Annotated in this window: 10 protein-coding genes; 6 read left to right on the top strand and 4 right to left on the bottom strand. The window is 34.9% G+C overall.

Annotation, left to right across the window (positions count from 1 at the left end; all coding sequences use genetic code 11):
- Positions 1-6 precede the first annotated feature (6 nt).
- Entirely contained in the window at positions 7-1029 is a 1023-nt protein-coding gene (gene ansA, locus WH390_RS06610) for an asparaginase (protein WP_032114970.1), read from the bottom strand.
- A gap of 151 nt (positions 1030-1180) precedes the next feature.
- On the bottom strand, positions 1181-3061 hold the full coding sequence (gene sppA / locus WH390_RS06605) for a signal peptide peptidase SppA (RefSeq protein WP_032114971.1): 1881 nt from the start codon (positions 3059-3061) through the stop codon (positions 1181-1183).
- Between the two features lie 250 nt (positions 3062-3311).
- Here sppA and WH390_RS06600 point away from each other — a divergent pair, with 250 nt between their 5' ends.
- The 3 genes from WH390_RS06600 to WH390_RS06590 are packed head-to-tail and all read left to right on the top strand — an operon-like array spanning position 3312 to position 6861.
- Complete coding sequence (locus WH390_RS06600; protein ID WP_032114972.1) at positions 3312-3863, top strand: NAD(P)H nitroreductase; 552 nt, start codon at positions 3312-3314, stop codon at positions 3861-3863.
- A gap of 10 nt (positions 3864-3873) precedes the next feature.
- A complete protein-coding gene (gene selD / locus WH390_RS06595; protein ID WP_032114973.1) occupies positions 3874-4917 on the top strand; it encodes a selenide, water dikinase SelD in 1044 nt (347 codons plus the stop codon).
- A 3-nt stretch (positions 4918-4920) separates the two neighbouring features.
- Positions 4921-6861 carry a DNA topoisomerase III gene (locus WH390_RS06590; RefSeq protein WP_032114974.1) on the top strand — a complete coding sequence of 647 codons (1941 nt, stop codon included), beginning with the start codon at positions 4921-4923 and terminating at the stop codon, positions 6859-6861.
- A 31-nt stretch (positions 6862-6892) separates the two neighbouring features.
- Here the strand turns inward: WH390_RS06590 and xthA are convergent, their stop codons facing one another.
- A complete protein-coding gene (gene xthA / locus WH390_RS06585) occupies positions 6893-7702 on the bottom strand; it encodes an exodeoxyribonuclease III (protein WP_032114975.1) in 810 nt (269 codons plus the stop codon).
- Positions 7703-8171: 469 nt separating this feature from the next.
- Between xthA and WH390_RS06580 the strand changes: the two genes are divergently transcribed.
- Positions 8172-9035 carry a LysR family transcriptional regulator gene (locus WH390_RS06580; RefSeq protein ID WP_032114976.1) on the top strand — a complete coding sequence of 288 codons (864 nt, stop codon included), beginning with the start codon at positions 8172-8174 and terminating at the stop codon, positions 9033-9035.
- 390 nt (positions 9036-9425) lie between these two features.
- On the opposite strand, the gene purU is transcribed toward WH390_RS06580, so the two are convergent.
- The gene (gene purU / locus WH390_RS06575) at positions 9426-10271 is read right to left on the bottom strand and encodes a formyltetrahydrofolate deformylase (RefSeq protein WP_032114977.1); all 846 of its coding nucleotides are present in this window, start codon (positions 10269-10271) and stop codon (positions 9426-9428) included.
- 708 nt (positions 10272-10979) lie between these two features.
- On the opposite strand from purU, the gene rssB reads away from it, so the two are divergent.
- A complete protein-coding gene (gene rssB / locus WH390_RS06570) occupies positions 10980-11996 on the top strand; it encodes a two-component system response regulator RssB (RefSeq protein ID WP_032114978.1) in 1017 nt (338 codons plus the stop codon).
- Between the two features lie 155 nt (positions 11997-12151).
- Positions 12152-13060: a UTP--glucose-1-phosphate uridylyltransferase GalU gene (gene galU / locus WH390_RS06565; RefSeq protein ID WP_032114979.1), complete on the top strand. Its 909-nt coding sequence runs from the start codon at positions 12152-12154 to the stop codon at positions 13058-13060.
- Positions 13061-13894 lie beyond the last annotated feature (834 nt).

Genomic DNA, 13894 nt, shown 5'->3' with positions numbered 1-13894 from the left:
TCGTCCTTAATAATTGTCACTATAGCTAAGTTCACCGCGCAAATTTTTTTGCATCAGCGTACGAATATCATTTGAAGATAAAGATTGACTAAGTAAATAATGAAGCTTGGTAAGGGTTGCCTCAAAAGTCATGTCATAACCACTAATAACACCAACTTTGGCTAATGCGTGCCCGGTTGCATACCCATTCATGTTAACTCGTCCAGAGAGGCATTGTGTCAAATTAATGACGATAATATCGTGTTGACAGGCCTTTTCAAGGCATTTTAACAACTCAGTTTGTGAAGGCGCATTACCAACACCGTAAGAACGGAGAATGAGTGCTTTGGTGGGTTGCAATAAGATGTTTTCGATACTTTGTACTGAAATCCCAGGATAAATAGTAACAACCCCAATGGGTTGAGGGGTGATTTTATGGCTGCTGAAATTGCCGTCATTTTTTGGCAATGGACAGCTTTGTAAACAACGGATATGAATACCCGCATCAATCAATGGTGGACAATTAGGAGAAGTAAAGGCATCAAAACCATCAGCATGTGATTTGACGGTCCGGTTACCCCTAAATAATTTGTTATTAAAAAACAGCGTCACTTCATTGATAGGGTAATTTGCCGCCAAGTACAAGGCATTAAGAAGATTAGTTTGGCCATCTGATCTTAACGCTTCCAGTGGTATTTGTGACCCTGTCACGATAATCGGTTTATCTAGGTTATCAAACATAAATGAGAGTGCAGAGGCGGTAAATGCCATCGTATCAGTACCATGTAGAATAACAAAACCATCATAGTTTTCATAATTATCACTAATATCATCCGCAATGCACTGCCAATCTTGTGGTGTCATATTAGCGGAATCAATTAAAGGATTATGTTCACGAATAGTGAAATTTGGCATTTCAGCGCGATGAAATTCTGGCATGCTGCTCAGTTGTTTTTGTAGATGGCCGGAGGCTGGCACGTATCCATGGGTTGAATATTGCATGCCAATAGTGCCGCCTGTGTAAACTACATAGATGGATTTTTTTTCCATTCTCTTTACCTAACGATATGAATAAGTGAAAATTGATAAATTTAAAGAATTATAAAGTAGTTAGCTAATAAAATCTGTGGGATATTAAATATTAATATAAAATAAAGCGCCCATATGCAGGGCGCTAGAGTTGAACAATGATGGCTATTTATTAATAAACTTCACCACAATTTAAACAAAATGCGTAGCGATTTTGTGGATCATTCATATGCTGGTAAAATTTGATTTGCTGCTGCAGGTCGTTAGCCATTTTTTGCGGAAGTAACAATTGCAGCGTATTGGGCATCATTGCCTCAGCGCTTGAAGTTAATTCAAGTATTAATTGATCTATAAAAGAACGTTCAGGCTGCATCCAGTCAAGTGATGGCGTAGTGACTTTAGCTAACTCAGCCGCTTTATTTACAGCATCGTCAAAATCACCCAGTTTATCAACCAAACCGTTTTGTAGCGCGTCTGAACCTACCCATACCCGACCTTGAGCGATTTTATCTATCTCTGCTGGTGTTTTATGGCGCGCCTGAGCAACATATTTTAGAAAGGTGTTATAGCCATTTTCTATGGTGATTTGCATCATGTCAGAAAATTGCTTATTAATCCCTTTTGTAGCTGAGATATTCGCTAATGGCGTGGTAGAGACCCCGTCAGTATAAACGCCAATTGTATCTAAGCTTTTCTCAAAGGTATTTATCACACCAAAAATACCAATTGAACCGGTCAGGGTTGTTGGACTGGCAAAAATATAATTGGCCGGTGTTGAAATCCAATAACCTCCTGATGCTGCCATTCCTCCCATCGAAACTACAATAGGTTTATTGGCATCGCGGACAGCCACAAGCTCATTCCTTATCGCTTCTGAAGCGGTAACACTGCCACCAGGACTATTAACACGTAATACAATCGCTTTAATATCAGGGTTAAGTCTTGCTTTACGTATTTGCGCTACCGTTGTTTCGCTGCCAACCATGCCAGGCTCTTGTGGTCCATCTATAATGGCGCCTTGGGCAATTATCACAGCGATATTTCCAGCTTGCTCATCGGATTCTTTTTGTCGCATTAGCTGATTTTGCTGGGGTTGTTCATTGGCATAATCATAGATACTGATGTAATTAAAATGTTGCTCTTTATCATTCCAGCCAAATTTTTTGCTTAACTCTTTCTCCATAACTGCGCCGGTAAATATATGATCAATGAGTTTTTGTTTAACCGCATATTGCGCACTATCACCATTGACGCTTTTCATTTCTTCAATCAATTTATCGGCACCAGGGAAGATATTTTCTGGCGTCATTTGCCGGTTTTGCGCCACGGTTGATAAATAATGTTGCCATAGTGAACCAATCCAGACTTTATCGGCTTCACGTGCTTCAGGTGACATATTGTCACGAATAAATGGCTCTACCGCTGATTTATAGGTGCCAACACGGAAAATATGGCTGTTGACTTTTAGCTTATCCAGTAGCGTCTTATAAAAGAGTTTATTGGTTGAAAAACCGTAAATTCCGACATGACCCTGTTGTGACATATAGATATGATTGGCAAAACTGGCTAAATAATATTGCGATTGATTATAACCATTACCTACAGCGTAAATAGGTTTTCCCGCTTGCTTAAACTCTATCAACGCCTTACCAATATATTGTAAAGATGGCTGGTCGGAACCAATCAAATTATCCAGTTGTAAAACGATACCGGTAATTTTGTCGTCATAGGTTGCCCGGCGGATAATATTTACAATGTCAAATAAGGAGTTTTCTTGCATGCGTTTGCTTGATGAGCCTAACAATTCGCGGCTCATTTTACCAAGAGGATTAGGGATAGAGACTTGATCAACAATTACACCTTGTAGATCAATAAGTAGCGCACCATGATATTGGCTCGTCGATTTTTTTTCACTTTTATAGGCAAAGTAACTGCTTGCTGCGATAAAGATCAAAAAAAGACAGATAAAACTGGTGACAAATCGTCTGATAAAATTAAGTAATCGCCAACTAAATTTAAAGCAGGTTGCGATTAAATTCCATGGGTTTCGCATGTGATCTCCAATTATATGATTAACATATTTATCTTAAAAGGACATAAGATAATTGTCAGCCATAACTCATAGAATAATTAAAAATATTATTTTATTGCTATTCAAGCTGATTGAAAATGTTACCTTACTATACTAATGCTGATGATAATATTCTATTTTTTAGAAACATACTTATAAAATGGTCATTTCTACGCTATTTGTAGCTATGCAAATAGTTGCAATATAAGTGAATTTCAACAAGGAGGAATCTATGGATGCTTTAACACTATTATTAACCCGTCGTTCCATGAGTCATTTGACAACACCGGCACCTGAAGGTCAATCACTGGATAATATTTTGGCAGCCGGAATGCGAGCTCCTGATCATGGTACGTTACGCCCCTGGCATTTTGTGGTGATCCAAAATCAAGGGCTCGATAAATTTGGACAGTTACTGGAAAAAGCCGCAATTAACGCTAACTTAGGCAAAGAAGCTGAAGAGAAAGCCAAAAAAGCACCGCTACGAGCTCCGTTAATTATTGCTGTTATTGCTAAAATTGTCATCGATACAAAAATTCCTGCCTGGGAGCAAGTTATTACTGCTGGTTGTTGTGTTCATGCTATGCAGATGGCTGCTGTTGCTCAAGGATTTGGTGGCATCTGGCGTACTGGCTCTTGGACCTCTGATCCGGTGGTGAGATCAGGTTTAGCTTGCCAACAAGATGATAAAATTGTTGGCTTCCTCTATTTAGGAACGCCAAAATTTAATCCTACAATGAAAAGTTCTTCAGCGGATATAAAGGATTTTGTGACTTATTTTTAAAGGAAAAAATATGCCATCGGAAATCAAATTAACCCAATTTAGTCATGGAGCGGGTTGTGGTTGTAAAATTGCGCCAAATATATTGGAGACTATTTTATATAGTGAACGTAAAAAATTTAATGATCCTCATTTGCTGGTTGGTAACGAGACCAACGATGACGCTGCTGTTTATGATCTTGGCAATGGTGTAGGGATTATTAGTACCACGGATTTTTTTATGCCAATAGTGGATTCTCCGATTGATTTTGGCCGTATTGCTGCCACTAATGCAATTAGTGATATTTATGCGATGGGTGGTAAACCCATTATGGCGATTGCGATATTAGGTTGGCCCATTAATAAAATCCCAGCTGAGATAGCCCAGCAAGTGATTGAAGGGGGGCGGATGGTTTGTCAGGATGCCGGTATATCACTTGCCGGTGGTCATTCGATCGATGCGCCAGAACCGATATTTGGTCTTGCCGTGACAGGTGTTATTAATACCGCTAAAGTAAAAAAGAATAGTACTGCAGTTGCGGGTAGCCAATTATTTTTAACTAAACCATTAGGAATTGGTATTCACACAACGGCAGAAAAGAAAAAATTATTGTTACCTGAACATCAAGGGTTAGCGACTCAGATTATGTGTCAATTAAATAAATCAGGCTCAGAATTGGCAAATATTGAAGGAGTTACTGCGATGACCGATGTAACCGGTTTTGGTTTGTTAGGCCATTTAACTGAAATCTGTCGGGCGGCTGATTTACAGGCGACGGTGGCTTTTTCGCAGATAGCTAAATTACCTCATATTGAAAGTTATATTGAGCAAGGGTGTGTACCAGGTGGAACCCAACGTAATTTTGCCAGTTACGGCCATTTTTTAGGCCAAATGACACCGTTACAACGCAATGTATTATGTGATCCGCAGACCTCAGGAGGCCTACTAATGGCGGTGTTACCAACAGCAATTGCTGAAGTTAAACAAATTGCCTGGCAAAATAATTTATCTCTTAGCGCAATCGGTCAATTAGAGCAATCCAAATCTGGCAGAGCGATGATTGAGGTAGTTGAGTAACCTATGCGCCGTCTATTTATTGCAGAAAAGCCCAGTTTAGCGCGTGCTATAGCTGATGTTTTACCTAAGCCACACAAACGACAAGATGGTTTTATTGTCTGTGGTGATTCGCAATATGTGACTTGGTGTATTGGTCATTTATTGGAGCAAGCTGAACCAGAAACTTACGATCCTCGTTTAGCACGTTGGTCATTAACTGATTTACCGATTATTCCTGAAAAATGGCAATTAAAGCCTCGGGCGGCAGTTATTAAGCAACTTAATACTATTAAAGCGCTATTAGTTCAGGCCGATGAGATTGTGCATGCGGGAGATCCCGATCGCGAAGGGCAATTGCTGGTGGATGAAGTGTTAGATTTTTTAGCCTTACCCGATGATAAAAAGCAGTCTGTTCAGCGCTGTTTAATTAGCGATCTTAATCCTCAAGCGGTAGTTAAGGCCATTGAACGGTTAAGAAGTAATCGAGATTTTATTCCACTTTGTGTTTCGGCATTGGCTCGAGCCAGAGCGGATTGGTTGTATGGCATAAATATGACGCGGGCTTATACTTTGCTTGGCCAGCGAGGGGGGTATCAAGGGGTATTATCTGTTGGCCGAGTTCAAACGCCAGTATTGGGATTGGTGGTTAGAAGGGATGAAGAGATTGAACATTTTGTTGCTAAAGATTTTTTTGAGGTAAAAGCACATATAATCACGCCGAATAAAGAACGTTTTACCGCTATCTGGCAGCCAAGTGAAGCCTGCATTGATTATCAGGATGAAGAAGGGCGTCTGATTCATCGCCCGTTAGCCGAGCATGTTGCTGCACGAATTACGCAGCAGCCGGCCTTGGTTGTTACCTATCAAAATAAACAAGAATCAGAAATTGCGCCCTTACCTTATTCTTTGTCGGCTTTGCAAATTGAAGCCGCTAAAAAACATGGCTTAAGTGCCAAGGAAGTTCTTGATATATGCCAACAACTATATGAAAAACATAAAGTTATTACTTATCCTCGTTCAGATAGTCGTTACTTACCGCAAGAGCATTTTGCCAATCGCCATGGGGTATTAAAAGCTATTGCTGTACATCAGCCAGAACTTACACAATTTGAATTGGCTGAATTAGATAAGCAAAATCGCTGCTGGGATGATAAAAAAGTTGATGCACATCATGCAATTATTCCTACCGCTAAAGCAATAGCGGTGCAGCTTGATCAAAACGAAAGCAAAATTTATGCATTGATTGCTGCTCAATATATTATCCAATTTATGGCTAGTGCAAAATTTCATAAACGGGTTATTGAACTGGAGATCGCAGGTGGAAAATTTATCGCCAGAGCTCGCTTTTTGGTCGAACCTGGTTGGCGAGCAATTTTAACTACTAAGGAACGGGATGCGGATAATGATGGTATGCCACTCCCTGAGGTAAAGGTAAAAGATGAGTTATTTTGCGAGCAGGGTGAAGTAATAGAAAAGCAGACTCAGCCACCAAAACCCTTTACTGATGCCACTTTGTTGTCGGCTATGACCGGTATTGCTCGTTTTGTGCAAGATAAGGCGTTGAAAAAGGTATTGCGAGCAACGGATGGTTTAGGAACAGAAGCGACCCGAGCGGGTATTATAGAACTGTTATTTAAACGTAAGTTTTTGGTTAAAAAAGGTCGTTATATCCATGCTGCGCCAGCAGGCATCGCCTTATATAAAGTTTTACCGCTGGTGGCAGTATTGCCTGATATGACTGCTCACTGGGAGTCTAAATTAACCCAAATCAGTGAAAAACAGTTTCGTTATCAGGATTTTATGTCACCATTGGCAGATACATTGAAAATGTTAATCCAACAAGCGAAACAACAAACTGATTTAACCATATTCCGTACGATATCGGTCATCGAAGAGAAAACGGAGAAAAAGTTATCAGTAAAGAAGAAGAGAGCTAGTCAAAAAAAGCAATCAAATGATAGCTAAGTGTAAAATAGTACTATCATTTGATTTTAACTTAATTTAACTCAAATTTCGCCCAAATAGGGGCATGATCTGAAGGTTTTTCCATACTTCTAATGTCATAATCAATGCCTGTTTCACCACAGCAGGCAAACAACGAACTAGAGGCTAGAATCAAATCGATTCGCAGACCTCGGTTATCGACAAAACCCTTGGAACGGTAATCAAACCACGAAAATTGATCAGTAATTGCTGGATTTTGTTGACGATAAGTATCGATTAATCCCCAGGATTTCAATTTATCCATCCATTCGCGTTCTTCAGGTAAAAATGAGCATTTGCCAGCACTTAACCAACGTTTTCTGTTAATTTCACCGATGCCGATATCATGATCCGTTGGACTAATATTCATATCTCCCATAAGAATGATATGCGATTGAGGAGAAAGATTATTTTGCAGATAAAGTTGCAAGTCTTGATAAAATTTTGCTTTTGCAGCAAATTTTGTTGGGTGATCACGGCATTCACCTTGTGGGAAATAACCGTTTATTATGGTAATTGTGCCTTTTTCTGTTTCAATATCTGCCATAATAATACGGCGCTGGGCATCAATATCGTCGCCAGGAAATCCCTTTTGAATAGTGATTGGTTTTTGTTTGCAAAATAGCGCGACACCATAATGTGCTTTTTGTCCATGGTAGCAGATATGATAGCCTAACTGATTAACCTGCTCTAAAGGGAATGCACTATCATCAACTTTGGTCTCTTGTAAGCCTATGACATCAGGTTGATGTTTTTCGATGATAGCTTCAAGTTGGTGGATGCGTGCTCTTAGGCTATTAATGTTAAATGAGACAAATTTCATTCGAATTGGTTACCTAATTGAAATATATTTATAAAAATATTTTATCAGATTGAATATATAAATGTAACCCATTATATAAAACATTTTCTTTTATTTATTAATAAGTTATTTTTATATTTAAATTGTTTAGTGTGATTAGCAGTGATTAAATTTTAAAAAAAACATATAACTTTAAAAAAATAATTAATTTAATTCAAATTAATAAACTATAATTAAAAATGCACTATATGAAAATTTGTTTTTTGTCAGAAAATAATAGTTAGATGTAATGATGTTGTTTGCTAAAAATCAATTTATGAAATTAATTAGCCAGGTTTAATTATTTTTCTTTAAATTATTAGCCTAAGTGCTTTTATCTTAAAGAGCTGTAAAAAGGTATTCTTTTTGAATTTCTGTGTCAGCTATAAATTATTAAATAGATATTTAAATTTTTCTATTTGATATTTAAGATTGAAGTGGAGTAATCATTATGTTTTTCTCAAGAAAGTTAGAAGCTTTTATGGCAGTTGTTGAACAAGGTTCATTATGTAAAGCGGCGAGAATATTGCACCGCACGGCGCCCCCTGTCGCAAAATCAATTAAAGATTTTGAGGCCGTATTAGGTAAGACGCTGTTTAAAAGGAAAAAATCCGGCATGACTTTAACAAAGGAAGGGCAAGAACTTTATAATGATTTAAAAAATTTATATTTGCAGGAAAAAGAAATTACCAAAAGATATGTTGGTAACGAATTTCGTAATGTGGTTAATATTTATTATGACTGGGGTAAAAACCATCATTTAATAAAACTTTATCAAACAGCAGGTATTAATAAAATACCAATAAACGTTTTAAAATTTGATTATGATAAAGTAAATGAAATATCAGATTATGATGGCAATATTTTAATTTTAAGTTCAGAAAAAATTGTAAGTGAACGTTTTATTTTGTTAAAAAAATTACAAAAAGAGGCTATTGGTATATGTTGCCGCAAACAACTTTACGAACATGCTGAAAAGAATCTATTAAAATTATTGAATCAATTTCCTTGGCTATGTGATCCAGTTTTATATAAGAGTCAATTTATTCGAGATATAGAATCAAAAGCGACGATAGGGGCAAATAGAATCAATATCAGGTGGATGGAAAACAGTGGTTTTTGCGATGGATTAATACAAAATGGTGATTACATCGGTTTAACCGATAAATTACCCGAAACCTGTCAATCAACACCTGACATTATTTTTTTACCGCTAGATGAGCTTAGCATGACAAATAGCTGTTATTTTTATAAATCTAAAGCACATGGTAGTATTTTAAATCGATTTATTGATGCAATTGAAAAAATATATTAATCAATAGGTAAAATATAAATTGGGCAAAATTATGGTTGATCTGATGCTAGTAACCACAGGGTTGGTAACTTGCGAGTTTACGCTAGTGAATAGACAGAGCAAGCGTTAACTGCTCTAAGTGTCTATCTATTTGATATTTAATAGATTAGTCAGAAGTGTTATCCTTGCTCATTAGTTCATTAGGTAAAATTTAAATGTAATAACGATGTCAGTTTTTTTTAAATATAGTTAATAATAAATAATCATTTATCATGATAAATAATTAAATAAAATATTTTATAAAAATTAAATTTAATAAAATAATTATAATTGTTTAAAGGTAATATTATGTACTCTGTATAATAATTACCTTTAAAATAAGCCAGGCTATTTTATTAAATAGAGGATAGGTTAAAGAATAATCGTGCGGTTGCCATGAACAAAAACGCGTTGTGCTAATACCCAGTATAAAGCGTGGCTTAAGACATTTTTTTCAACGTCTTTACCTGCTCGCATCATATCCTCAGCAGTATAACTATGATCAACGTTAATCACATTCTGAGTAATAATAGGGCCTTCATCGAGATCATTATTGACAAAGTGCGCCGTTGCTCCAATGATTTTGACACCACGTTGATAAGCTTGATGATAAGGTTTTGCACCAATAAAAGCTGGCAAAAAAGAGTGATGGATATTAATAATTTTATTGGGATAATGTTGAACGAAATCAGGCGTAAGTACGCGCATATATTTTGCTAAAACCACATAATCAGGATTATAATTGTCAATTTGTTCTTTTAATAGATGATCATGTTGCTCTCGGGTTAGATTTTCATGGCTAATATAGTGAAATGGGATATTAAATTGTTCAACGAGTGATCTTAATGTCTCGTGATTACCAATTACAGCAGCAATTTCCACATCAAGACCATCATAGGCGCTTTTCATTAATAGATCACCTAAGCAGTGTGCTTCTTTGGTTACCATAATAACAATGCGTCGTTGATTTGCTGTACTTAATTCACGTTTAGACCCTGATGGTAAAGCATCGTCGAGATCAGCCAATAATGTATTATCGCTGAAAATACCTTCAAGTTCAGTACGCATGAAAAAGCAGTTTGTCTGATGGTCAACAAATTCATTATTTTGAATAATATTTAATTGATGTTTATAACAAATATTTGTGATTTTAGCGATTAACCCTTTTGCATCAGGGCAGATGGTGCGAAGAATTTTTTTTTGTGTGTCTTGTTGCATGAATGGTCTTTTCCTTCAAACTTTTATGTTACAAATATCGCAAAATAGGAAATTTTGATCTTGTTACGATGAAATGTGGCAATTCTGACGCTTTTAGGACTGTTATGGCAATGTTTTTTTCAAAATTTCATTAAAATTATTTAAAAAAAACATCTTTTTATTATTGTAAATCACATTTTTATCATTTGGAATATTGATTAATTAAAAGCAAACAAGCGCTATAGTAGATAAATATGAGTTATTTATGATTAATTTATCTGAAAACTTTAACAAAGGTTCATTTTTATCTTTATATTCACTTTTAATTGGGTAAATAATGTTACTCAATAGTGACTGAATCATCCTCAGTGCTATTGATCATTTATCTACTTTGGTTTACTGATTTGAATTTTAGATATTGATAATAAAGTAATAAATAGTTTTTTAGTTGTTAGATTCAGGATGAAAAAACATAAGATAATTTTGATTTACAATAGGAATTATTTTGATTAAAGAAAAAAAGAACAAAATTAAGAAAGTAATTTCTAATTACAATAACTGTATAAAAGTAACCAATTGATTCCAATAAATGAAAAATAATTATATATTTCAATACAAAAAAATATATAACTTTAAGTGTAAATCCGTAAAATATTTGTTCTATCATAAGTACTATTTTCTAAAAAGATAATATCGTCAATGGCATTTTATGTAATGTAAGGCTGGCATATGAAAGGGAAGAAAATATTAATTGTAGAAGATGAGGTGGTTTTTCGCTCTGTATTGAGAAATTACCTTAAATCATTTGATGTGATTACTTATACATCCAGCAATGGGCAGGAGGCGTTAGATATTATTAATGCTGTTGAGCATCTTGATTTGATTTTATGTGATTTAAGCATGCCTGTGATGAGTGGTGAGACTTTAATGCAGAAACTGGTGGAAATGAAGTGTGAAATTCCAGTTATTGTTATTTCAGGAACAAATAGAATTAGTGATTTGGATAGAATGCTGCGACTTGGGGTAAAAGATGCATTATTAAAACCGATTGTTGATTTTGATGATGTTAGAGAGACGATTATCCGTAATTTGTATCCAGATATTGTAGAAACAACCACTCGTTTATCTGCTGAGCTTTCTCATATTCAGCAAATGATCCAGCACGAAAAGCATGATATTTTGCCAGTTTTACTTGAGCTACAACCCAAAGTAAATCAAACACTAGCAAATTATAAAATTAATTATCGGCAGCTAAAAGATATTAATAAAATTGGATTATTATTTGATTTGGCAGAACTTTCTGATAAACAAATAGGTTTTTATTGCCTTGATATTGAGTATTCTTCGGGTGATGGCGTTATGGCTGCATTATTACTTAGAGTTGCATTCAATGAATTATTGCAAACCTATCTTAATAGCCAATCAAACAAATTATTTAATATTAGTGAAATGCTTGAGCAAATAAACACTTTATTAATGGATTTAGGTATTAAAGGACAATTTCCAATTTTATTAGGTTATTTTCATACTGAAAGTAAAACAATTGTATTAGCTTCAGCAGGACTTAATGTAAAATTAAAAACCGAGAATAAAGAAGTCGAATTGTCATCAAGTGCACCATTGGGTAGCTTACAATCAATTGCTTATCGGCAAATAATGGAAAAAGGAATAGATTGGCAATGTAAAATATGGAATCATAAACATCGAATGACTTTAATGTTTAATTCATTGGTAGAAATATTATAATTATTTACTTTTTACAGGATTGTTAACCTAGGCTAATTTTCTCTAGTTTGCTATTTATTTGGTACATTTTACTGCTATACTCGCCACAAAAGTTGTTGAAAATCTATCTATCACATTTCATTAGTATATTGTATTTAGGTAACTTGGTAGAAAAAATGAAATTAAAAAAAGCAGAAAAAAAAGTTAGCAAAGCTGTTATTCCTGTCGCTGGATTAGGAACTCGCATGTTGCCGGCAACCAAAGCGATCCCTAAAGAAATGTTACCTTTAGCGGATAAACCACTTATTCAGTATGTAGTAAATGAATGTATATCTGCTGGTATTCATGAAATTATATTAGTCACTCATTCTTCAAAGAACTCAATAGAAAACCATTTTGATACCAGTTTTGAATTAGAAGCAATTTTGGAAAAGCGCGTTAAACGGCAATTATTAAATGATGTACAATCCATATGCCCAAGTCATGTCACAATTATGCAAACGAGACAAGGTATCGCAAAAGGGCTTGGACATGCCATTTTATGTGCAAAACCCTTGGTAGGAGAGGAGCCTTTTGCTGTAGTTTTACCGGATGTAGTTATTGATCAATATTCTTCGGATTTGAAACAGTATAATTTAACCGCGATGCTGAAGCGTTATCATGAAACATCAGCCAGCCAAATTCTTGTTGAGCCGGTACCAAAGGAGTCTGTATCCAATTATGGTGTTGTAGATTGTGACAGTTATGAATTAAAAGCCGGTGAAAGCAAAATTATTAAAGGCGTTGTTGAAAAACCTAAAATTGAACTGGCACCATCTAATTTATCTATCGTGGGGCGTTATGTATTGTCAGAGAAAATTTGGCCTTTATTAGAGAAAACACCAATGGGGGCAGGTGATGAAATCCAGTTAACTGATGCGATTGAAATGTTAATAGAAGGAGAACCTGTTGAAGCCTATCATTTACAAGGTAAAAGCCATGATTGCGGTAATAAATTGGGTTACATGAAAGCATTTGTTGAATATGGTATGCAGCATGAATTTTTAGGTGATGAGTTTTCCGCGTGGGTAAAAAAAATATCTTAGATTGCTAATTGTCGATAAATTTGATTCAAATCAATAAAAAAATCAGCATGGTATTTTTATACAAAATTGCCTATTTGTTATTACAAATTTATTTTAACAAGTTTTATTTATGCGTAAAATTAAAATGAGATTTATTAATTATATAAGTAGGCAAGGATGTTGTTTAAATGGAGATATTACAAACTATTTCAAATAATAATAATTTGATTTTGCTGATCATATATCACTTTAGTTGCTAGCTAAAATTTCTTGTGTTGGCGTGTGAGTTTCTATCAATAATATTTACGTTAACACTGATCATGATTATGATAAAAAAGTATAGTAATTATATTTAATTGATTTAGCTTGTATCAGATTAGCCGTTTATTTTTTTGTTTATAAAGTAATCTGTTTATTATTTCTATAGTAAATTTTTTCATAATGAATAGAATGAAATTTAACAACCTCTCTAACAAAATAAAATAGAGAGAAGTCTAATAATGAACATTGAATGCATGACTTTATGGCAATAAAAAACAACGATACTATTTCTTGAAGGAATAATTTGAAATGTTTAGACAACAAAAATTTACATTACATGGTGTATTGCTGATAACAAAATATTTATATTAATAGAAGTTGTACATTTTTATGTCGGCTTCTTTATTATAGGAAAAGGTATGGTTAGTTATTAGTGAAAAGTGGCAGGCATGTAAATGTATTTAGTATTTATCTTAGCGAGCAGAGTTTTACGCTTTGATATATATTAGACCTTATTAAGGTTGGTTATTTATTGTGTAATAAATGTTAATGACATGTGTAATAAAAATACCCTTTATATAAAGGGTATTTTTA

The sequence above is a fragment of the Candidatus Arsenophonus nilaparvatae genome, assembly GCF_045346035.1.
In the GTDB taxonomy this organism is placed as follows: Bacteria; Pseudomonadota; Gammaproteobacteria; order Enterobacterales; family Enterobacteriaceae; genus Arsenophonus; species Arsenophonus nilaparvatae.
This window is presented reverse-complemented; position numbering and strand designations above follow the sequence as displayed.